Origin of the sequence: Alteromonas sp. LOR, from assembly GCF_000753865.1 — a bacterium.
Lineage (GTDB): Bacteria > Pseudomonadota > Gammaproteobacteria > Enterobacterales > Alteromonadaceae > Alteromonas.
Map to the genome: position 1 here is coordinate 263,338 of NZ_JQFW01000057.1, position 22,580 is coordinate 285,917.

The 22,580-nt window shown below is 43.6% G+C and carries 19 protein-coding genes and 2 tRNA genes; 14 read left to right on the top strand and 7 right to left on the bottom strand.

The features are described from left to right. Window positions 1–9: 9 nt before the first annotated feature. Window positions 10–1,809 (top strand): acyl-CoA dehydrogenase C-terminal domain-containing protein, encoded by a 1,800-nt coding sequence (locus JV36_RS0118145; RefSeq protein WP_032096578.1) that lies wholly within the window; start codon window positions 10–12, stop codon window positions 1,807–1,809. A gap of 104 nt (window positions 1,810–1,913) precedes the next feature. Beyond that, window positions 1,914–2,933 carry an alpha/beta fold hydrolase gene (locus JV36_RS19145; protein WP_034331568.1) on the top strand — a complete coding sequence of 340 codons (1,020 nt, stop codon included), beginning with the start codon at window positions 1,914–1,916 and terminating at the stop codon, window positions 2,931–2,933. Window positions 2,934–3,070: 137 nt separating this feature from the next. Here the strand turns inward: JV36_RS19145 and JV36_RS0118155 are convergent, their stop codons facing one another. Both JV36_RS0118155 and JV36_RS0118160 read right to left on the bottom strand, forming a co-directional pair. Then, window positions 3,071–3,469 (bottom strand): DUF3718 domain-containing protein, encoded by a 399-nt coding sequence (locus tag JV36_RS0118155; RefSeq protein WP_032096577.1) that lies wholly within the window; start codon window positions 3,467–3,469, stop codon window positions 3,071–3,073. Window positions 3,470–3,801: 332 nt separating this feature from the next. Further along, window positions 3,802–4,704 carry a LysR family transcriptional regulator gene (locus tag JV36_RS0118160; protein ID WP_032096576.1) on the bottom strand — a complete coding sequence of 301 codons (903 nt, stop codon included), beginning with the start codon at window positions 4,702–4,704 and terminating at the stop codon, window positions 3,802–3,804. Between the two features lie 221 nt (window positions 4,705–4,925). Here JV36_RS0118160 and JV36_RS0118165 point away from each other — a divergent pair, with 221 nt between their 5' ends. Continuing rightward, window positions 4,926–5,372 (top strand): MaoC/PaaZ C-terminal domain-containing protein, encoded by a 447-nt coding sequence (locus JV36_RS0118165; RefSeq protein WP_032096575.1) that lies wholly within the window; start codon window positions 4,926–4,928, stop codon window positions 5,370–5,372. Window positions 5,373–5,786: 414 nt separating this feature from the next. On the opposite strand, the gene JV36_RS19520 is transcribed toward JV36_RS0118165, so the two are convergent. Beyond that, complete coding sequence (locus JV36_RS19520; RefSeq protein ID WP_081926709.1) at window positions 5,787–5,942, bottom strand: entericidin A/B family lipoprotein; 156 nt, start codon at window positions 5,940–5,942, stop codon at window positions 5,787–5,789. 62 nt (window positions 5,943–6,004) lie between these two features. Continuing rightward, window positions 6,005–6,910 carry a mechanosensitive ion channel family protein gene (locus JV36_RS0118170; RefSeq protein WP_032096574.1) on the bottom strand — a complete coding sequence of 302 codons (906 nt, stop codon included), beginning with the start codon at window positions 6,908–6,910 and terminating at the stop codon, window positions 6,005–6,007. 410 nt (window positions 6,911–7,320) lie between these two features. Between JV36_RS0118170 and JV36_RS0118175 the strand changes: the two genes are divergently transcribed. The 10 genes from JV36_RS0118175 (at window position 7,321) to rpsO (ending at window position 17,944) form a co-directional block, all read left to right on the top strand. Beyond that, entirely contained in the window at window positions 7,321–10,017 is a 2,697-nt protein-coding gene (locus JV36_RS0118175) for a TonB-dependent receptor (protein WP_032096573.1), read from the top strand. Window positions 10,018–10,180: 163 nt separating this feature from the next. Then, window positions 10,181–10,483 (top strand): 4a-hydroxytetrahydrobiopterin dehydratase, encoded by a 303-nt coding sequence (locus JV36_RS0118180; RefSeq protein ID WP_032096572.1) that lies wholly within the window; start codon window positions 10,181–10,183, stop codon window positions 10,481–10,483. 193 nt (window positions 10,484–10,676) lie between these two features. Further along, window positions 10,677–10,753 (top strand) — tRNA-Met (locus JV36_RS0118185). Between the two features lie 53 nt (window positions 10,754–10,806). Further along, a tRNA-Met gene (locus tag JV36_RS0118190) sits at window positions 10,807–10,883 on the top strand. 584 nt (window positions 10,884–11,467) lie between these two features. Beyond that, a complete protein-coding gene (rimP, locus tag JV36_RS0118195) occupies window positions 11,468–11,926 on the top strand; it encodes a ribosome maturation factor RimP (protein ID WP_032096822.1) in 459 nt (152 codons plus the stop codon). Between the two features lie 45 nt (window positions 11,927–11,971). Then, window positions 11,972–13,468, top strand: a complete 1,497-nt coding sequence (gene nusA / locus JV36_RS0118200; RefSeq protein WP_032096571.1) for a transcription termination factor NusA — start codon at window positions 11,972–11,974, stop codon at window positions 13,466–13,468. A gap of 24 nt (window positions 13,469–13,492) precedes the next feature. Continuing rightward, a complete protein-coding gene (gene infB / locus JV36_RS0118205; RefSeq protein ID WP_032096570.1) occupies window positions 13,493–16,075 on the top strand; it encodes a translation initiation factor IF-2 in 2,583 nt (860 codons plus the stop codon). A gap of 90 nt (window positions 16,076–16,165) precedes the next feature. Continuing rightward, a complete protein-coding gene (gene rbfA / locus JV36_RS0118210; protein ID WP_032096569.1) occupies window positions 16,166–16,567 on the top strand; it encodes a 30S ribosome-binding factor RbfA in 402 nt (133 codons plus the stop codon). Then, window positions 16,568–17,542, top strand: a complete 975-nt coding sequence (gene truB / locus JV36_RS0118215; RefSeq protein ID WP_032096568.1) for a tRNA pseudouridine(55) synthase TruB — start codon at window positions 16,568–16,570, stop codon at window positions 17,540–17,542. Between the two features lie 132 nt (window positions 17,543–17,674). Then, window positions 17,675–17,944 (top strand): 30S ribosomal protein S15, encoded by a 270-nt coding sequence (gene rpsO / locus JV36_RS0118220; RefSeq protein ID WP_032096567.1) that lies wholly within the window; start codon window positions 17,675–17,677, stop codon window positions 17,942–17,944. 181 nt (window positions 17,945–18,125) lie between these two features. Here the strand turns inward: rpsO and rluF are convergent, their stop codons facing one another. The 3 genes from rluF to JV36_RS0118235 all read right to left on the bottom strand — a co-directional run bounded on the left by rluF (window position 18,126) and on the right by JV36_RS0118235 (window position 21,608). Next, a complete protein-coding gene (gene rluF / locus JV36_RS0118225) occupies window positions 18,126–18,872 on the bottom strand; it encodes a 23S rRNA pseudouridine(2604) synthase RluF (protein WP_032096566.1) in 747 nt (248 codons plus the stop codon). Between the two features lie 145 nt (window positions 18,873–19,017). Beyond that, window positions 19,018–19,833 carry a hypothetical protein gene (locus tag JV36_RS0118230; protein WP_032096565.1) on the bottom strand — a complete coding sequence of 272 codons (816 nt, stop codon included), beginning with the start codon at window positions 19,831–19,833 and terminating at the stop codon, window positions 19,018–19,020. Window positions 19,834–20,057: 224 nt separating this feature from the next. Further along, entirely contained in the window at window positions 20,058–21,608 is a 1,551-nt protein-coding gene (locus tag JV36_RS0118235; protein ID WP_032096564.1) for a carbon-nitrogen hydrolase family protein, read from the bottom strand. Between the two features lie 220 nt (window positions 21,609–21,828). Between JV36_RS0118235 and JV36_RS0118240 the strand changes: the two genes are divergently transcribed. Then, on the top strand, window positions 21,829–22,509 hold the full coding sequence (locus JV36_RS0118240; protein WP_032096563.1) for a 2OG-Fe(II) oxygenase: 681 nt from the start codon (window positions 21,829–21,831) through the stop codon (window positions 22,507–22,509). Window positions 22,510–22,580: the final 71 nt, after the last annotated feature.

Genomic DNA, 22,580 nt, shown 5'->3' on the forward strand with positions numbered 1-22,580 from the left:
GTAATTAGTATGGAAGGTTATAAAGCTCCACAACGCGACGCCATGTTTGTAACACATGAGCTACTCGACTTTCAAAGTCACTATCAAAAGCTAGGCTTCGATGAAGCCTCTGAAGACTTGGTATCAGCTATTTTTTCTGAAGCAGCGAAGTTTTCAGAAAACACGCTAGCCCCAATTAATCAGTCGGGCGATGAAGAAGGCTGTAAATGGGAAGACGGTGTGGTAACAACACCTAAAGGCTTCAAAGAAGCTTATCAGACCTATGTAGAAGGCGGTTGGCCGAGTATGGCGCATCCGGAAGAGTTTGGCGGACAAAATCTACCTTACTCACTGGCTTCTATTATTGCCGAATGGTTCTCTGGTGCTAACCACTCATGGGCAATGTACCCAGGCCTAAGTCAAGGCTGCATGGAAACATTAAAAGCGCACGGTACTAAAGAGCAGCAAGAAAAGTTCCTTCACAAGCTTATTAGCGGTGAATGGACGGGCACCATGTGTCTTACAGAAGCGCACTGTGGTTCTGATCTTGGTATGCTGAAGTGTCGCGCCGAGCCACAAGAAGATGGAAGTTATAGCCTTACCGGCACTAAGATTTTCATCTCTGCTGGTGAGCACGATATGTCTGAAAATATCGTACACATTGTGCTTGCCCGTTTACCGGATGCGCCAGAGGGTACAAAAGGTATTTCGTTATTCGTTGTTCCTAAATTCAACGTGTCTGACGACGGCGAGAAGCAAGATAGAAACGCAGTAAGCTGCGGCAGTATCGAACATAAAATGGGCATCAAAGCGAGCGCGACGTGCGTAATCAACTTTGATGGCGCGAAAGGGTTCCTAATTGGTCCTCCTAACCGCGGCTTAAACTGTATGTTTACCTTTATGAACACTGCACGTATCGGCACTGGTCTTGAAGGTTTGGCGGCATCAGAAGCGTCTTTCCAGGGTGCGCTTAAGTATGCCAAAGACAGAGTGCAATTTCGTTCAATGACAGGACGCAAGAACCCAGACGGTCCTGCGGATCCTATTATTGTGCACCCAGACGTGCGTCGTATGCTGTTAACGCAAAAAGCATTTGCCGAAGGTAACCGTGCTTTAGCTGCGTACTGCATGCAAATGGTAGACGTAACGCTTTACGGCGACGATGAAGTTGCTAAGCAAACAGCAGAAGCAAAACTTGCATTCTTGACGCCGATTGTAAAAGCGTTTTTGACTGAAACCGCGCAGGAAACCACAAGCTACGGTATGCAGGTTTACGGCGGCCATGGTTTCATTAAAGAGTGGGGCATGGAGCAGCTTGCACGTGATACGCGTATTTGTACTATGTACGAAGGCACCACGGGTATTCAGGCAGTGGATCTACTTGGCCGTAAGGTAATGGGGTCTAACGGTGAATTGCTCAATGTATTTGTTCAGGAAGTTCGCGATTACTGTAACTCTCTTCGTGACAATGCACAGTTTAGCGCGTGGACAAACGCCCTCAATTCTCACCTCGATGAGTGGCAGCAAGTAACCATGGATATCGGTAAAGCGGCTGCGTCTAACCCAGATGAAATTGGCGCGGCGTCAGTTGATTACCTTATGTATTCTGGTTATGTCACAGTAGCTTACTTCTGGCTTCGTATGGCAGTAAAAGCGCAAGAGCAGCTTGATGCCGGAAGCACAGAAACTGAATATTATAAGAGTAAAATACTGACTACAGGCTTCTACTTTGACCGTTTGCTGACTCGCACGCGCTCACTAGTATCAGCGATGCAGTCAGGTGCAGACAACCTAATGTCTATGCCTGAAAGCATGTTTGCCGTTGAGTAATTAACGCTTACAACATCTTGTGGTAAAAGCCGGGTGGGGGTGAATGCGCTAATACGTATTTCACCCTTCGCGGCTTTTTTATTTCCTGCCTATGAGGGAGTGTTATGTTGCAATCGCAATACGTGACAATTGATGGAAAACGCATTCACTATTTGAGTAAAGAGCCCTCAGCGGAGGTAGGTAAAGAGCCTTCAGCGGCTTTAGGTAGAGAGCCTTCAGCGGGCTTAGGTAGAGAGCCCTCAGCGGAGGTAGGTAAAGAGCCCTCAGCGGGCTTATGTAAAGAGCCTTCATCGCAACTAGGTAAGGAACTCACCAGTGATAATACATTGTTTGTATTATTTCATGGCTTTCCTGAAAACGCCCATGCATGGGAAGCTTTTATTCGTACCTTACCTTCGCACTACGATATTGTTGCGCCAGACTTACCTGGTTATCATCTTTCCGATCCCTTAAGTGAAGAACGGCAATATGAAGTTCCTACGTTAATAAAACGTATGGCCACCTTTATTGAGAAGGTTAAAAAAGGCAGAAAGGTGATTCTGGTTGCTCACGACTGGGGAGGTGCTATTGCTTGGCCGCTCACTGCTTTTCATCCCGACTTAATTCATAAACTGGTTATATTGAATGCTGCGCATCCATCCACATTCACTCAATCTTTAATCGTTAGCAAACAACAACGAGTGAAGAGCCAGTATATCTCTTCGCTACGTGATAAAAACACAGTGTCGAGTTTGATATCGACAGATTTCAAATTACTTAAAGACATGCTTGGAGAGACGTTTTTTGAGCAGCAATGGGATTATGCCTCCACGTTGTTGAATGATTGGAGTCAAGAGGCACGCCTTAGCGCAATGCTTAATTACTACAGATGCATGCCTCAAGATATCCCTTCTGTTGATGCGTCGGACGAAGAGCTACAGGCTATACATGTTCCAAATATTCATATTGGGGTACCTACGCTAGTGCTGTGGGGAAGAAACGATTTGGCGTTTGATGATGCAGTGCTACACGGGATTGAAAAGTATGTACCTCATTGTGAGGTTATTTATCACGAAACCGCAACACATTGGATCCACAGAGAGTTTCCAACCTGGGCGTCTGATAGAGTGCTAGCGTTTATTTAGCGCTTATTTAACGTTTTATTTATCAATGAAAGGAGCTGGGCTATCTTAACTATGAGGCTATATAGCCTATTAGGCTGCCATTAAACCAAAGAAAGCGCCTTAAGAGGCGCTTTTTATGCTCTAACGATTCGTGAGTCTTAAATTCTGCTGTTTAGCTCTTCAGAGATTGGAGAAGACTGCAGTCCCTGTTCTGCTATCCATGCTTGCAGTGTTTTACCGTCTGCTTCAGGCGTTTGTAAAACTTTACTTGGCATTTTCTTAACCAGTAATGTACCTACTTCAACCGCATTGCTAGAAAGTGCTGTTCTAATCAAGCTTTGCCCACCACACGATATACCCGAGTAATAGTCATGTAATTTTAATCTGTAATCTGACTGCACACGACGCATCTTTTTACGTAGTTCGCCTTTGTCGTCTGCTTCTACAATAGTGCAGATGTTAGCAAGGGCATCATTAATATCGTCTGCCTGAGCAACGTTTGAAAAGGCGACAGTAGACGCAGCGATAAGTAGAGAAGATTTAACTATTTTCAACATGGTTAAAATTCCTATTCGATATGGGGTGGTTGTTTTGTGTACGACTTAATTAAACGCAATGTCGGGGAAAGCAAAAACATACAAACAGATAACTAAGTATGAGCATTCATACCCTATACTAAAGTTCATGCTACTTTAGTGTTGCTTTTAGCTTTTAGTATTAATGATTTGCGTGTTCTATATGCGCTTTATCGCCAATGATTGAAAATCACAATTTTGTTAGAAAAGGGGGTTGCTAGTGTCGAAAGGCAAATATAGAAAAGCCCCAATCAGCTTATAAGTTAATTGGGGCTTAAAATGGGGGGGGGGTTAACAATTGATATCTAAAAGGCTCAGTGAGGCTTAAAGGTGCTCGCTACTTCCATAATCTGCTCTCGCATCCACATATGGGCATAGTCATGGTCAGCACTGACGTGCCAATACAGATAATATTCTACTGGCGGTAAATCAAAAGGCACTTCATAAATAGCAAGGTCGTAGTGCTTGGCCAAATGGAATGGCAAACACGCAATCAAATCGGTCTTAACAATGGTACTTGGCACTGTTAAGAAGTGCTGTCCGCGCATCACTTCTTTCCGACGCTTACCCATTTTATCCAGTGCAACATCGATAGGGCCTGCTCCCGACTTTCTTTGAGACACATTAATATGACCTAAGCGCAAAAACGTTTCTAAATCGAGGCCGTTCTTAAGTGCCGGATGATTTTTTCTCGCTAATACCACAAACCGATCTTGAGCAATTTTATCTTTGCATAAATGGGGGTCGGTAAAGGTAGATGCATCGGCAAAAAAATCTAATGTGCCGCTTGCCATTGCTGACACCACCTGGCTTCGTGGAATTTCGTAATTGGTTATACCGATATTAGGTGCTAAATTTTGAAGGCGAGACACTAGGCGGGGCATAATACTCGCTTCTAACAAGTCTCGACTCGCAAAATTAAATGATTTTTCAGCCGTAAGCGGGTCGAAAGTGTGACTTTCTTGCACACTTTTTCGCAATAGAGCGAGTGCTTGTCTAGCAGGAACAATGATATTTTGCGCTACGGGCGTTGGCGTCATACTGTGACCTGTGCGCACGAATAAGGGATCGTTTAACATCTCTCTTAATCTTGCTAATGAGTTACTCACGGCAGGTTGCGTTATACAGAGGACATCGGCTGCTTTTGTTAAGCTGCCAGCTGTGTATATCGCATCAAACACAGCAAAAAGGTTCAAGTCGACTCTATTGAGATTCATAAGTAATCCTTCAGTGGGGCGAGTGCCCTGAAAAAGCCAATAGATAAAACGGAAGCTATGATGACGTAATTAAATGTCACAATTATGTTCACAGCAACCACTAATTGTTTACGAGAGTGTAACAAGAATATTTATAAATACCTATTATTAAAAGTTAATTGAAACATTCATCTTAGTAATAGTAGTTTAGTAACATTACAAATAGGACAGGATACAAACCAATGAAAACACTCATCGATTTATCAGTAGGCGATACATTTGAACAGTCAGAATGGCTTGTCGTGTCACAAGACATGATAACTCAGTTTGCCAATGCCACTGGCGACCACCAATGGATCCATTTAGATGAAGCACGCTGCGCTAAAGAAAGCCCATTTAAAACAACCATTGCTCACGGCTTTCTATCTGCATCGTTGATGCCCAATGCATTTTCACAAGTTGTAGGGCACAGCGATAAAATTGCTTCAACGATAAATTATGGCATGGATAAGCTACGCTTTTTAGAGCCTGTGAGACGTGATGATGCTATTCGATATCAATTTAAAGTCACTGATATTTCTGATAAACCTCAGGGTAAATTGTATAAGGTCGAAGCTAGCTGCATGCTAAAATCAAGCGGAAAACCCGCACTGGTCGGGACTTTTTTAATGCTTGCTGTATTGGCCTAACGCTAACCCTTTCGTTTACTTTAAGCTCGGTTTTAGGGTAGGGCGACGAAAATGTGTAAAAAGTTTGGATGTTTGGTGTATGAAAAAATGCGGGTGCAGATGAGAAGGACTTGGCGGTTTAAAGGTTAAATGGTTAAAAGGTTTAGTAACGTTAATGCAACTCACTATGAGCTGATGATACTTGCCTGTTAGCTAATGCTAAAGTTTAATACATTATGTAGTTCGAACTCCTAAAAGCATAAAGTCGAACACGTAAAGCTGTACATATAAAGCAAAGCCGACAATTATTCAGACGATACTAATTTAGCCGAAACGAATTCAGCGGATAGTGCGCACCGTGTATAAAAACACGGCGCACAGTATCCGCTTAGCTATTTTCACATCATTGATGTTTTAACTATTAGCTGTACTCGCTTATGACGCGTCGTCAGCAGCATCTTCAATGGCGTCGCCAGCGCTTTCAATATCTTCTCCAGCGCCTTCAACCGTGGCACAGCCGCCAATGCTTGCACCCATTACTAGTGCAAAAAACGCTGTTCTTAAAATCTTTGACTCTATTAACTTATTCATAATGTATCTCCGTTTTATGATTTGAATAGTCATTCTATCCATTGGTTGTCGCACATCAGTGTTTACTGAGTTTCTTCTTTGTCCTTGAGCATAGTGTCAAGGTTATCGCTCCCTTTTGAATTAAAATCCAAAGTACGAATTGGGAACGGAATTAGAATATCGTTTTCTTCCAGCACGGTTTTAACCGTACAGACTGCATCGTGGCGAACGTCCATGAAGCCATGTTCACCCGGATAGCTTATCCAAAACCACAGCACTAGATTAATACTAGAGTCGCCAAAGGATTCGGCATATACCGCAGTTTCATCATTAATAATGACGTATTCTTTGTCTTTCATCGCCTCGACAATGACCGTGCCGGCTTTCTCAATATCATCGGCATAGGATATGCCAACAGGAACTTCTATCCGTCTTTTTCCGAGGGTGGAGTAGTTAGTAAGAATATTTCTAAACAAAATCTTGTTCGGAATAACTTCTAACTGACCGTAAAATGTTTCTACCAAGGTATTGCGCAGGTTAATACTTTTTACGTTACCAAATACGCCTTCTGCTTTTATTACATCACCAATTTCAAACGGCTTGCGGATGCCCATTGCGATACCGGCGATAAAGTTCTCTGTCATATCCTGAAACGCAAAACCGATAGCTAGGCCAATAATGCCTGCGCCGGCTAACAATGATGTCACAGTGCCCTTTAAACCCACGAAATCAAGAGCAATAAAAATACCGGCGATCAAAACAAGCGATTTAACAATAGAAGTAAGTAACCCCGCAATCTGGCGAGATTCAAACGTACGACGCATCACAGTACCGGCGATATTTCCTACAATCCTTGCGATAAAGCCAAATGCGATAGCAATCAGCAATGCAACCACTATGTTAGGAAGAATAGTTATTGCGCTTTCCATCCAAGTTTCTAGCTTTCCGGTGAGCAATTTATACACGTCGTCGATGCGAGGTATTTCCATAAGCGTGTTGTTTTCTTCTATTTGTGACTAATAAAAGGGAGTTAACAAGAACCGTTCCGCATTTCCAAGTTTTTTAAGGTTATGAATTTGTTGATGTTTATATTTCATTCTGAACAAGAGAGCTGCAGGTCGTGTACTAATTTCACGCCTAATCCGCAATTTCTACCCATTATTATCGATATTCACCGCAACGCTTATCCTAAAGTATAACTGGTAAGACCATGTGTAAAATTAATGTAAACATATTATTCACAATAAATTTACAAACTTAGGAATCAGGCATAGTATCAATTTGAGGACATAGGTTGTTTATGCCCTTATAAAAATAACAGAAAATCGAATAGCAGGTCGCTAGCGGAACGCGAGATTATATTTGCCGGTAGTGAAACGCCCAGATTTGGAATCACACTATGAAATTGAATACGCGTAAAACTGCAGTTGCTGCTTATGTTGGCGCTGCATTACTTTGCTCTCCCATGATCGCAACAGCCCAAGAAGCTGACACCGAAAATGAAAAAGAAGCAAAACGGGATGTTGAACTTATTCTTGTTACCGGTAGTTTCGTTCGTCGCAGCGAAAACTTTGAATCTCCTTCTCCTCTGGCAGTGGTAGACAGCGTCGCAATCGACTCGATTGGTGCAAAAAATATCGCTGATATCACACAAACCCTTACTATTAATACTGGCGCAGAAAACAATCCTGACGCATTTACTCAAAATGCGACAGCAGGTACATCTAATATAAACCTTCGCGGTTTAGGTGTTGCATCTACGTTAGTGCTTCTAAACAACAAACGCCAGGTTGTTACCGCTCAGCCTACCAACCAAGGTCTTAACTTTGTTGATACGAGCTCACTCGTACCAATGATAGCGATAGACAGAATGGAAGTAGTGAAAGACGGTGCGTCTGCACTATACGGTTCTGATGCGGTAGCTGGCGTAGTGAACTTCATCACAAAGCGCAACTATGACGGCGCAATGATTACAGCCGACTATCAAGACGGTGCCCATGGCGATAACAGCGAATACGTACTCCAAGGTCTTTGGGGAGCGTCTGGCGATAACGGCAATGTAATGGCCGCTATTAGTTACACTAATCGTTCACCCTTATTTATCGCTGACAGACGCTTAAGTCGCCCAGAGGATGATACCAGTGCGTTAGGTAACCCAGGCTCTTACTTCTTACCAACAGGCACACCCATTATCGACCCTTACGGGTGTGAGGAATTTGGTGGTTCTGAAAGGCTATTAGCGCCAAGTGGAACAGCGCCAGGCGGCTTAGAAGTTGGCTTTTGTCAGTTCGACTTCGGTAAGTTCTACTCTTATGTACCTGATGAAAGTCGCCTCAATACCTATGTTAGCGCAAACTATGAGTTTGATAATGACATAACGTGGTCTGCAGAGTTCGGTATGGCAAGAAACCGCGCTGAACGTGGCGGGGCACCTAGCTTTCCTATCTTAACGTCGCCGATTGTTCCAGATTACCATCCACAAAACCCATTCGGCACAGGCGTTGCGTTTTTCGGCCGTGCAGAGGGTAACGGTTTTGCTGGCGACCCTGCTAACACAGAGTCAGATACCTTTAGATTCAGCACGAACCTTCAGGGCGTAACAGACACCGGTTTCTGGGAAGTAAGCTATACCAGAGCAGTTAACGACTTTATGTTCCAAGTACCTGACGTACTGAATACAGAGTTCCAGTTGGCGCTATTCGGTTTTGGTGGTTCAGATTGTAACCCGGTTACAGGCACGCCAGGTGCAGGCAGCTGTGAGTTCTTTAATCCGTTTTCAACGTCTTACACATCGGCGCCTAACTCAGACTATGTTGTTGATTCATTCACAGCAAAACAGGTTATTGATTCAAAATCTGACTTAGAAGTGATTGAAGCGTTCACCTCATTTGATGTATTTGAAATGGACGGTGGTTTTGCTGCGTTAGCGCTTGGCTTACAGTACAGAAACCAAGACCTCAGTATGGATTACGACGCACTATCTAACCAAGATAGCTTTACGTTTGTAATCGGTAACCCTGACATTGACGGTAGTCAGGACGTCTGGGCTGCATTTGGTGAATTAGCATTGCCAATTAACGATCAGCTAGACGTTCAGGTAGCCGTGCGTTACGAAGACTACGGCGGTACTATTGGTAGTACGGTAGATCCGAAGTTAGCGGTTTCTTACAGAGCTACTGACGAGTTTTCACTACGAGGCTCAATATCAACCTCATTCCGAGCACCTACTGTATTCTTAGCTCAAGGTGGCGCGACGACCCTACAGCAGCTTCAAGATCCAGTTCAGGGCGCAACAGCATTCGTTGCAGTTAGAACGGAAGGTAATGAAGATCTTAAGCCAGAAGAGTCAACAGCTTATAATATTGGCTTCTCTTATGAGCCATTTAGAGATCTTTCCATTGAAGTTGATTATTGGAACTTCGAGTTTGAAGACCTGATTATTCAAGAAAATGCGCAAGCAGTATTGAATGCAGACCCTACAAATACTGATCGCGTATTGCGTGCCGGTGACCCACTTACTGGGCCTGTGCTACAAATAAACAATACCTATGTCAATGCGAGTTCATTGGAAACGTCGGGTGTTGATTTTGTTGCAAGTTACAAACTTGAGTCAGATGCAGGCGTATTTACACCTTCATTAAATGCAACCTACATTACAAAGTATGACCTTTCTGACCCACAAGCGGGAAGCATCGACGGTGCGGGAAGACGTAACTTCAACAATATCGGAACTTCGTCACCAGAGCTTCGTGTTAACGTAGGTCTTGGTTGGAAACACGACGTTCACGCAGCTAACCTGTTTGTACGCTATATCTCTTCGTACGACGATGATCAAAACTGTGCTGACGGTACCTCTAATACAGGTACATGTGCTGGCGGCTTCTTTGAAGTAGACAGTATGGTAACTGTAGATGCGCAGTATAATATCGATATTGGCAGCATGTACGATACTGAGCAGAGCTACGTTCTTACCATTGGTGGAATCAACTTGTTCGACGAAGAGCCACCTAGATTGTTCACAAACAGTGGTTTCGACTCTAAGGTTCACGATCCAAGAGGTCGTCAAATATATGCAAGGCTTGCTGTTGAGTTTTAATAGTTAGTTTTTTATATAAAATAGCAAAGCCGGCTTCGATGCCGGCTTTTTTGTAAACATTTGTCACCACTGATACCTGAAACTTGGCATTTTAATATTAGCGTTTACTTTTCAATTTAACGCTGAGTTATTTAGAGTATCCAAAACAGTAGGAGATAGTGCTATGACAACGAAACTAGATGACGCCGCCATTGAGTCTAAATTAATCACACTCAACGAATTGGTCGTTGATGGTGACAAATGGGTGAGAGACGGTGATGCAATAACAAAGACGTTTTCGTTTAAAAGTTTTATTCGAGCGTTTGGTTGGATGTCACAAATTGCTATTTGGGCTGAAAAGCTCAAACATCATCCCGAATGGTTTAATGTTTATAACAAAGTGGAAGTAAAATTAACCACTCATGATGTTGATGGATTGAGTGATCTCGACTTTTCACTGGCTGAAAAAATGGAAAAGTTTAAATAGATAGAGACGTAAAAGCGGATAAAGCGCATTATTTTGTATTATGTTTGCACACATTGTTCAATAAACCTGCGAACAGTCAGAAAAATGCAATATTTTGATGTTAGACGCTTGTGTTAGAAAAGTCCCTATGTATAATACGCTCCACGTTGAGGCGAGGAAGAAAAGCCAAGCAATCTCAACCGATATTTTCTGGCGCGGGATGGAGCAGTCTGGTAGCTCGTCGGGCTCATAACCCGAAGGTCGTAGGTTCAAATCCTGCTCCCGCAACCACAGAAAATATACCAGAATTTTTAAAATGTGAATATCACATTTTACCGTACAGACGCGGGATGGAGCAGTCTGGTAGCTCGTCGGGCTCATAACCCGAAGGTCGTAGGTTCAAATCCTGCTCCCGCAACCACATTAAAAACCCAGCTAACGCTGGTTTTTTTTTTGCATGTTTAACTGTACATGATAGGTCTCTTTAGCGGCGGCTTTACATTCCTGACTCTTTTCCTTTCTGCATCTTTATGTGCAGAAAAAATGTGCAGAAAAAAATCCCAGCGATTACACTGCATCATTATTGTATTGAGTTACCCAGTTAGATTGAAAGTCTACGCGAGATCTTGCCGCCCTTTATAAAAGATACACTTTCCAGTTCCAAAACTTGTGAAAGCGAAAGCCATGTTCAAAGAAATAGAGTAAATTTTGTATCGCTGTTGCTTAATGCAGTGCCTGTACGTATAATGCAGTGATTAAGTAATGAGAGCGGGCTCCCTCAAGTTTTTAGGAAAGTAACGCACTTATTAATAGCAAGCTATCACCTGACGGTGTTTTTACCCACATAGATGTCGCTTTCTAAAAGTGATGGTATAGGGTTCAGAATTACAACAAAAAGCCCCGCTAGTCCGGGGCTTTTTGTTGTATTAAAACCTAGTGAAGTAACGTTTATCTAGGTGATGACAGGTGGGCTTATGGCCCTTTTTTCGTTTTTGGAGGTTTGGATTGGCAAGACTTGAAGATAAACTAACCGAAATGCTAAATCCTGGTGTTGAAGCACTTGGATTCGAGTTGGTTGGTGTCGAGTTTGTACGTGCGGGGAAACATTCTATTCTTCGCGTTTTTATTGATCACGAGAATGGTATTTCCGTTGATAATTGTGCAGATGTTAGTCATCAAGTAAGCGCAATATTAGACGTAGAAGATCCGATCAGTACCGAATACAACTTGGAAGTGTCATCACCGGGAATGGATAGACCGCTTTTCAACGAAAAGCATTATAAGGCTTCTGTGGGTGAAGTGGTTCAAGTTCGTTTGTCTATGCCGATGGACGACAGACGTAATTTCAAAGGCGAAGTACTTTCTTGCGAAGACGGCATGATAAGTATTGAAGTGGATGGCCAACAGTTCCAGTTAGCTGTGGCGAATATCGAAAAAGGTAACGTTGTTCCCACGTTCGATTAACGGAACAGCTCTGCTTTCATCGACGAAGGCAAAAGAGAGGCGAAAATGAATAAAGAAATTTTGTTAGTGGCGGAAGCCGTTTCAAATGAAAAACAAGTGCCTAGAGAAAAGATTTTTGAAGCGTTAGAGTTTGCGATTGCAAGCGCGACGAAAAAGAAAAATGAAGGCGAAATAGAAGTTCGTGTAAGTATCGACAGAACGTCTGGCGACTTTGACACATTCCGTCGTTGGTTAGTTACACCGGATGACCAAGAACAAGAAAACCCATACGCTGAAATTACAATTTCAGCGGCTCAGGTTGATGAGCCAGAGATAGAATTGGGTGACTATGTTGAAGAACAGATTGAATCTATTAAGTTCGACCGCATAACTACGCAGACTGCAAAACAAGTTATCGTACAAAAAGTTCGAGAAGCAGAACGCCAGCAAATGATTGCTGAGTACGAAGACAGAGTTGGCGAGTTAGTGACTGGTACGGTTAAGAAAGTTAATCGCGACAACATCATTATTGATCTAGGTAATAACGCAGAAGGTGTTATTTACCGGGACGATATGCTCCCAAGAGAGACATTCCGTCCAGGTGATAGAGTACGTGGTCTGCTTTATGTTATTCGTCCAGAAGCCCGTGGTGCACAGCTATTTATTAGCCGTACTCACCCAGACATGCTGGTTGAATTATTCCGCCTTGAAGTACCAGAAATCGCGGAAGAAACATTAGAAATAAAATCTGCAGCACGGGATCCAGGTTCACGAGCAAAAATTGCCGTTAAAACTAACGACAAACGCTTAGACCCAGTGGGTGCGTGTGTTGGTATGCGTGGTTCACGCGTACAGGCAGTATCTGGAGAACTAGGCGGTGAGCGTGTCGATATCGTATTGTGGGATGAAAATCCAGCGCAATTTGTTATCAACGCCATGGCGCCTGCAGAGGTAGCATCGATTGTTGTTGATGAAGATAACAACACGATGGACGTAGCAGTTGAAGCAGATAACCTTGCGCAAGCAATTGGTAGAAGCGGTCAAAACGTACGTCTAGCCAGCCAACTAAGTGGCTGGGAACTTAACGTGATGACGGTTGACGATCTCAACAAGAAACACGAAGAAGAAAACGCGAAGGTACTTAACCTATTCACAGCTGGTCTTGATATTGATGAAGATTTTGCATCAGTACTAGTAGATGAAGGCTTTACCACGTTAGAAGAGGTAGCCTACGTTCCAGTAAGTGAACTTTTAGCGGTTGAAGGATTAGATGAAGATACCGTTGAAGAACTGCGTACAAGAGCGCGTGCCTTCCTAACTACGCGAGCACTAGCGGACGAAGAGTCCCTTGAAGGTGCAGAACCGACAGAAGCCTTATTAAATCTTGAAGGTATGAGTAAACACGTGGCTTATGTGTTGGCCAGCCGCGGTATTACCGACCTAGAAGAGTTAGCAGAACAAGGCACCGATGATATCAATGATATCGATGAACTTAACGACGAAACTGCAGGTGCATTAATAATGGCTGCTCGTAACATCGTTTGGTTCAGTGAAGAAGAGTAAGGTCAACAGGGGGATAATTACGTAATGGCAGATGTATCTATAGAAAAGCTCGCCAGCGACATTGGTACGACCGTTGACCGATTGGTTGGCCAATTTAAAGACGCGGGTATTGTAAAGAATGCCGGCGGTCAAGTTAACGAAGAAGAGAAACAAAAACTGTTGGATCATTTAAGTAAGCAACACGGTAGCTCAGCAGAGCCCACGCGCATGACATTAAAGCGCAAGACGACCAGTACGCTAAGCGTTGGAAAGTCGAAAGAAGTAAAAGTTGAAGTACGCAAAAAACGTACTTACGTTAAACGTACTGACGTTGAAGAAGAAGCGAAGCGTCAGGAAGAAGAGCGTATTAAGCGCGAAGCTGAAGAAAAAGCGGCAGCAGAAGCTAAGCAAGCAGCGGAAGAAAAAGCACGCAAAGCAGCAGAAGCGAAAAAAGCAGCTGACGAAGAGCGTGCCCGCCGTGCAGAGCAAGCTAAGAAAGACGCTGAAGCTCGCAAGAAAAACGAGCCGGAGCTTTCTGAAGCTGAAAAAGCGAAACAAGAAGCAGATCGCCAAGAAGAAGAACGTTTACGTAAGGCTCAAGAAGAAGAGTCTCAGAAGAAGCTTGAAGAAGATGCCAAAAAGGCAGCTGAAGAAGCGCGTAAACTAGCTGAAGAAAATGAACGTCGCTGGAAAGAAGAAGAAGAGCGTCGTAAGAAAGCGGAAGCTGAAGAAGTTCACTTGCACTCAAATCGCTATGCTCAAGAAGCAGAAGACGAAGAAGACATGCAGGTCGAGCGTTCATCACGCCGTCGTCGCAAGTCGAAAAAACATGCTGGTGAACACCTTAAGCAAGGCTTTAACAAGCCTGCACAACCTGTAGAGCGCGTAGTTAAACTTGGCGCTACTATTACGGTTGGTGAATTAGCAAGTAAGTTAGCGATTAAGTCTAATGAAGTTATCAAAGCCATGATGAAAATGGGTGAGATGGCAACGATTAACCAAGTGCTTGACCAAGACACAGCCGTTTTAGTGGTTGAAGAAATGGGTCATAAGTTTGAGTTAGTGAATGACAATGCGCTAGAAGATGAATTACTTGCTGAAGGCATGGACGGTATTAAAACAACTCGTGCTCCAGTAGTAACTATCATGGGTCACGTTGACCATGGTAAGACATCATTACTCGATTTCATTCGTCGCGCTAAAGTAGCAGACGGAGAAGCAGGTGGTATTACTCAGCATATCGGTGCTTACAAAGTAGAAACTGATAACGGCGAGATTACTTTCCTAGATACACCTGGACACGCGGCATTTACTGCAATGCGTGCACGTGGTGCAACGGCGACTGATATTGTTATCTTGGTTGTTGCTGCCGATGATGGTGTTATGCCACAAACTAAAGAAGCGGTTCAGCATGCTAAAGCGGCTGGCGTTCCTTTGATTGTTGCTGTAAACAAAATGGATAAAGAGTCTGCGGACCCTGATCGCGTTAAGAGCGAGCTTCTTCAACTTGAAGTTATTCCAGAAGAATACGGCGGTGAGCACCAGTTCTGTAACGTATCAGCGAAAACGGGTATGGGTGTTGAAGAACTACTAGAAGCTATCGTACTTCAAGCTGAATTGCTTGATTTAAAAGCGGTACCTGAAGGTCCATGTCGCGGTATCGTTATTGAATCACGTCTTGATAAAGGCCGTGGTCCTGTAGCGTCTGTATTGGTTCAAGAAGGACAACTTCGCCCAGGTGACATCCTGTTATGTGGTGAAGAGTACGGTCGTGTTCGTGCAATGCGCGATGAAAATGCACAAGAGATGAAGTTTGCTGGTCCATCAACGCCTGTTGAAGTACTCGGTTTATCTGGTGTACCGGTTGCCGGTGAAGATGCGGCAGTAGTGCAGGACGAGCGTAAAGCTCGTGAAGTAGCTGCGAAGCGTCATCAGAAGAAACGTGAGCTTAAGTTAGCACGTCAGCAAAAAGCGAAACTTGAAAACATGTTTGCGAATATGGCATCAGGCGACGTGAGCGAATTGAACATCGTACTTAAAGCCGATGTGCAGGGCTCTGTTGAAGCGATTGCTGAATCACTGACTAAACTTTCTACATCAGAAGTAAAAGTTAACATCGTTGGTAGCGGTGTTGGTGGAATTACTGAAACTGACGCTACACTTGCAGCGGCATCTGGTGCAATTGTTGTTGGCTTTAACGTTCGTGCCGACGCATCTGCGCGTAAAGTGCTTGAAGCGGAAGAAATTGATTTGCGCTACTACAGCGTAATCTACAGCCTTATCGACGAAGTGAAAGCGGCCATGAGCGGTATGCTTGCACCTGAGTTCAAACAAGAAATCATTGGTTTGGCTGAAGTGCGTGACGTATTCAAATCGCCTAAGCTTGGTGCGATTGCAGGTTGTATGGTTACCGAAGGTAACATTAAGCGCAGCAACCCAATCCGTGTACTTCGTGAAAACGTTGTGATATACGAAGGCGAACTAGAGTCGCTACGTCGCTTTAAAGACGACGTGCAAGACGTTCGTAACGGTATGGAATGTGGTATTGGCGTGAAGAACTACAACGATGTGAAAGTAGGTGACCAAATTGAGGTCTTCGAAATCGTTGAGGTTAAGCGCGAAATTTAATTGCCTGTTTTAGTTGGCATTTGAAAAGCGGGGGCCGAGTGCTCCCGCTTTTGTCTATACGCTTATTATAAATAGGGTAAGGAGTTTACAATGGCTCGTGAATTTTCACGTACCGATAGGGTCGCTCAGCAAGTTCATAAAGAAGTAGCGAGTATCCTTCAAAACGAATACAAGCACAGAGTAGGCGACATGCCGCTAATCACTGTGTCTGAAGTTGAGGTATCACGAGATTTAGCACACGCGAAAATCTACGTCACTATCTACAACAGCACTGAAGAAGAAGGCAAAGTGCAGCTTAAGCAGCTTAAAGAACTTAAAGGCTTTGTGCGCAGCATACTAGCGAAGCGTCTACGCATGCGCTCGGTACCTGATCTTCATTTCTTCGAAGACAGGTCGATCATTGAAGGTATGCGCATCTCGAACTTGGTGTCTCAAACCATTGCTTCTGATGAGTCAAAGCGCGACCTTGATGACGAACAAGAGTCGGAGTAAATGGCAAGACGACGTAAAGGCCGTGATATTAACGGCATAGTATTACTTGATAAGCCGCTTGGCGGGTCATCTAACCAGCTGCTTCAAAAGGTCCGATGGTTGTATAAGGCAGTAAAGGCGGGGCACACAGGTGCTCTAGACCCTTTAGCGAGCGGCATGTTGCCATTGTGTTTAGGCGAGGCAACTAAGTTTTCCCAGTTTTTACTCGATGCCGAAAAGACCTATGAAGTTACCGCACAATTAGGTGTTCGTACCACCACCTCAGACGCTGATGGCGAAGTAGTTGAAGAGAAACCCGTTGATGTTACTGATGCACAGGTTAACGAAGCTTGCCTTGCATTTTTAGGCAAAAGCAAGCAGATACCCTCTATGTTTTCTGCGCTCAAACATCAAGGCAAGCCTTTGTATTTCTATGCCCGTCAAGGTATTGAAATAGAGAGAGAGCCTCGCGATATTGAGGTTTTTGAGCTTGATGTTTTGCGCATCGAATTGCCTTACGTGGATATGCGAATAAAGTGCAGCAAAGGAACCTACATACGCTCAATTGTTGACGACTTAGGTCAAAACCTAGGTTGCGGCGCGTATGTAACACGTTTGCATCGCACCGAAGTTGCAGATTATCCAACGGATAAAATGGTGTCATTAGATACCCTTATCAGCACGCAAGAATCACTCGATGAGGGTGACTTTGCCGCATTAGATGCCTTTCTTATCCCCATGGATACAGCTGTAAGTCGCTTGCCTCGTATTACTATTAATGACGAAGAACGCAGTCGCTTCGACCATGGTCAAAGTGTCAAGGGTGTATGCAAAGCAGAGCTTATCGCTGGTGTTTCCTACTGCGTTTATCATCAGCAGGCAGACGATTTGTTGTTTTTAGGCGTAGGCGAGGGGGTAAAAGACCCGCGAGATCAGGGACAGCCCAAAAACGAAATCTTCGTTAACCCTAAACGACGGGTGGTATATCCTTCTTAAAAAATAGTAGAGAAGAAATAATAAAAAGAAAGTGCCTTTGTGGCTTGCTAACTGGGCAAGCGTCATTATAATACGCGCTTCATTCCGTTCTGCTGAATTAGTGATCGGCGGAACATAATTTAGGAGAATGTTATGTCACTAACTAAAGAACAAACTGCAAAAATCATTGCTGAGTATGGCGTTAAAGAAGGCGACACTGGTTCACCAGAAGTTCAAGTAGCTTTGCTTACTCACAACATCAACAAGCTTCAAGGTCACTTTGCTGATCATAAGAAAGATCACCACTCACGTCGTGGTCTTCTTCGTATGGTTAGCCAGCGTCGTAAGCTACTAGATTACCTTAAAGGCAAGAACGCTCAGCGTTACCTTGACCTTATCAAGCGTCTAGGCCTTCGTCGATAAGACTTGGGTTATACAAAAAAAGCGTCCATTGGACGCTTTTTTTGTGCCTAAAATTTGGTGCTATTTTTTTATTACTATCTTCCTTGGGGTTTACAGACGTTTTGTAACTGTTTTATGAGCACGTTTACACGTGCTTTTACGATTACCGATGAGCACTCTTCTTTTAAACACCTATACCGTCTTACTTTTCTTGCGATGTCTTAGTTGAATGTTTTACCGCATTATTCAAAGTAGCTAGTTCCCGAGTGGTGAGTTCTCGCCATTGTCCTGGACGAAGGTTACTTAACGCTAAATGCATAATTCTCGTGCGCTTTAACTTAGTAACTTCATACCCTAAAAATTCACACATTCTGCGAATCTGCCTGTTCAGGCCCTGGGTTAAAATAATAGTAAATTTATTTCTGCCTGTTTGCTTAACCGTACATGGCTTGGTCACCGTCCCTAAAATAGGTACGCCGCGGGCCATTTTAGTTAAAAACCTATCACTTACCGGTTGATCTACCGTGACTTCGTACTCTTTGTCGTGCGCGTTCTCTGCACGCAATATCTTGTTTACGATGTCACCATCGCTAGTTAAGATAATAAGCCCCTCTGAAGGCTTGTCGAGGCGACCTACGGGAAAAATTCGCTCTTTGTGGCCAATGGCATCAATAATGTTGCCTTTCACATGACGCTCTGTGGTGCAGGTGATGCCAATAGGCTTATTATAAACAAGATAGACGCGATCTGATTTGTCCTTGGCAACAGCGCCAATACGCTTTTTATCAACTTCTACAGTGTCGTTAGGGCCTACTTTAGTGCCTAATTCTGGAGTCTTGCCGTTGATTGTAACGCGATTTTGTTCAATAAGTTTATCGGCCTCACGGCGAGAACATAATCCTGTATCACTAATGTATTTATTCAAGCGTTTAAGCGTCTGCTCGCTCATTGAACTCGGTTTCCTCTGTTGTTTAGGGCTGTGTGTTGGTAAGTCACCACGACTCGTTAGATAAAAAATAGCGGCTGTTACACGAATAAAGGGGCAGTGAGCCCCTTTATTTATTCATACCGTTTTTGCCAATTGCTTTGCTTTTTTAGCCGGCATTAGGCGATGCAGCAGGGCTTGCTCCTGCTGCAGGAGCGCCGTTTGTATTATTCGCGCTTGTACCTGATACCACTTTGGTAGCAATTTCCCTAATTTCGTTTTCTAAACTGTTCAGCCTGCCAGATAACGTTGCGTTGCGCTTTTCAAGCACTGATAGGGTGTCAGCTAAGTTTTTAACATCTTGCTGGGTACCGGCTTTGTCATCTGCAGTTTGCTCAAGACGAACGTTCACTGCTAAAAGCTCATCAGCTACTGAGGCGAGCTGGTTTTTCAAAGAACCCATGGTTGCTGATTGTGCATCAACATCTTCAGATACCGCATTTATGTCTTTATTCGCGGCGCTTTGAACTTTACTCACGCGCTCACCTAAATCTGCAATTTCTTTTTGGTTTCTACGCCAGGCAGAAGCCCAAAGCTTATCCATTTGTTCCCATAATTCACTGGTTTTATCATTCAGTTCATTGACTTTTACTTGCAGAGCAACCGTCGATTCGCCCATTTCCTCACCTGTAGCAGAGAGTTTATTCTCCAGCAACATGATGCGCTCTTCTGCTCGCTCAGCAATCGCTTTTTGCTGTTCAAGTAATGTGAATAAATAATAACAGCCACCGCACGCAGATAAGGCAATGAGGGCAATCAAAGCTACCCAAATACCGTTGCCACCGGATGAAGATGAGGTGCTTGTGGTTTGAGAGGGCGTGGAAGTACTACCAGGTGAAGTTTGGCGCTTGGTTTGATAATCGCGACGGTCTTCGTCATCTAACCTAATAGTTGGAAATTCATCATTTTTTGAGTTGTTAGGCATAATATCGTTACATTCTCATTCTGGTTGTTTCTTCATCGATTAAACATTATTTTACAAAGCCTAAGGCACAGGTTTACCGCAAGAAACGCTAATTCTTTGCTCACTACAGCATGGTATCGCTTATTTTAATTAAATGCCACGGCTTATCCGTGTAACGCCTTTACGCGACGGGGATAGTAAAAAGGCGAACACCTCATGCTGTTGTGTTCGCCTTTTAAGGGTGTTTAATCGCCCATCCACTCAACTCGGTACAGGTCGCGACGTCTATCTAAATAGTTTCTCACCGAACCTTCGTTTTGCAGTTTAGTCAGCTTGTCTAAATCTAAATCAACAATCAGAGTCATTTCTGTATTTGGCGTTGTTTCAGACACAATAGCATCGTGAGGAAAAGCAAAATCACTAGGTGAAAATACCGCAGTTTGTCCGTATTGAATATCAACGTTGTCTACTTTCGGTAAGTTACCTACGCTGCCAGCAATCGCCACGTAACACTCATTTTCAATGGCTCTTGCTTGCGCACAGCGTCTAACGCGTAAGTAGCCATTTTTTGTGTCTGTCCAAAACGGTACGAAGAGAATTTGCATTTCCTGATCGGCAAGAATGCGCGCCAGCTCTGGAAACTCAACGTCGTAACAAATAAGCACACCTATTTTGCCGAAGTCCGTATCAAAGGTCTTCAGGCTATTTCCGCCTTTCATGATCCAGTCTTCTTTTTCATGAGGGGTAGGGTGCAGCTTATACTGACTTTCTATCGTGCCATCACGCTTACAGATATAGCTTACGTTATAAAGCAAATCGTCTTCTACCACAGGCATAGAGCCCGCGATAATGGTGATGTTATAAGACACGGCTAAATGAGACACCGACGTAAGGATTTCATCGGTATAGGTAGCAAGGTGCCATATTGCGTCAATGGACGACTCGGTCGGGCACAGCCCCATAAGAGGTGCATTGAAGAACTCAGGGAACAGAGCGACATCACAGGAGTAATCTGACAACGCATCCACAAAGTATTCAACCTGCTGCAATAGCTCTTCTACATTGTTGAAGTAGCGCATCTGCCATTGAATACAGCCTATTCTGGCGCTTAGTTTTCTACTGGCAATTAACGACGGTGTACCTGGCTCGTAGTAAATATTGTGCCATTGTAAAAGCGTAGCGTACCCTTGTGACGCTTCATCTTCGGGAAGGTAGGCAGTCATTACTTGCTTTACTTCAAACCCATTAGACAATTGAAAGGTAAGGATAGGATCGTAAATATCCTTCAGTTTTACCTGCTCAATGTATTCATATGGCGTCAGTTCCTGGGCATGGTTGCGGTAGTTAGGAATACGACCACCGGCCATAATCGATTTCAGATTAAGGTTTCGACACAACTCTTTTCTTGCTTCATACAACCTTCTGCCAAGTCTTAACCCTCTGTATTCAGGGCAAACGATGACCTCTACGCCGTAAAGTACATCACCATTTGGATCGTGAGTAGTAAGATAGGCATCGCCTGTGATTTCATCGTAGCTATGTTTGTCACCAAATTGATCATAATCAACAATGACTGATATAGCGAAAGCAACCACTTTGCCCTTATCTTCTATACAAATTTGACCATCAGAAAATGTGGTTACCTGTGCTTTGTAATTTGAGTAGGGCCACGCGCCGCCAACATTGGCGTAAACCTTATCCATAAGATCTTTGACATCGTTGTAGTCATCTAATCGTAAATTTCGTAAGTCGAGGTGATGCTCTGTCTCTTCTATCTGTGTTTGATCTTGACTCATTAACAACTCTCTTTTGCGTTACGTCTTGGTAGGGCCGTTTAAGATATGCCTACATTCAATCATACATTTAATTAAAAATAAGCAAAAACCATGCTTTTTATTTAGCGATGAAAAATTTTGTGGATCACAACAAAAAAATAGCGGCTCATAAGCAGTGATATATGTTGTGAACAAAGCTGATTAGCTCTATAACGCTGACAAATTACTTTTCGAATATATAATGCAAAGTCTTAACGTTACTCACCTTACCAATGTTAACCCCCTTCCTGTTTTTGATGAGGCCCTTTTCGAGTCAATCGTCAACGACCTAGTGACGCAAGGGTTTAGTGTTCAGCACTCTGCGCTGCCTAGTTTTATTACTGAGGCATTGCTGTCTTGTCAGCGCGCTATGGCAGACAGTGAATATCAAAAAGCCGGCATTGGTAGAGCATCAAGTTTTCAGCATGTGGATGCTATACGCACAGACGATATTAGCTGGATTACCGGCAGTACGGTTGAGGGGGAAATTTGGCTATCGTGGTGTGATGCACTGAAAACCTATATTAATAAAACCCTGTTTATGGGGCTGTTTTCATTTGAGAGTCACTTTGCTTGTTACGATGTAGGAGCTTATTACAAACGCCACGTAGACGCCTTTAAAGGGCAAAGTAACAGGGCGCTATCACTGGTAGCATATCTCAATGAACAATGGCTAGAAAGCGATGGCGGCGAACTCGTTTTGTACACAAGTGAAGACGATGCTACGGGTTTTACGGTGAGGCCGGAAAAGGGGACGTTTGTGATTTTTTTAAGCGAACAATTTCCCCATGAAGTCTTAACGTCAAAACGTCAGCGTCATTCAGTGGCGGGGTGGTTTAGAGTAAATGGTAGTATTAATGGTCAAATAGACCCACCAAGATAACCATGACTAGCGCAATATGGGAGGTAAGTGCTAATATCAAAACAGATGCAATAGTATGCATACTAGCCCAC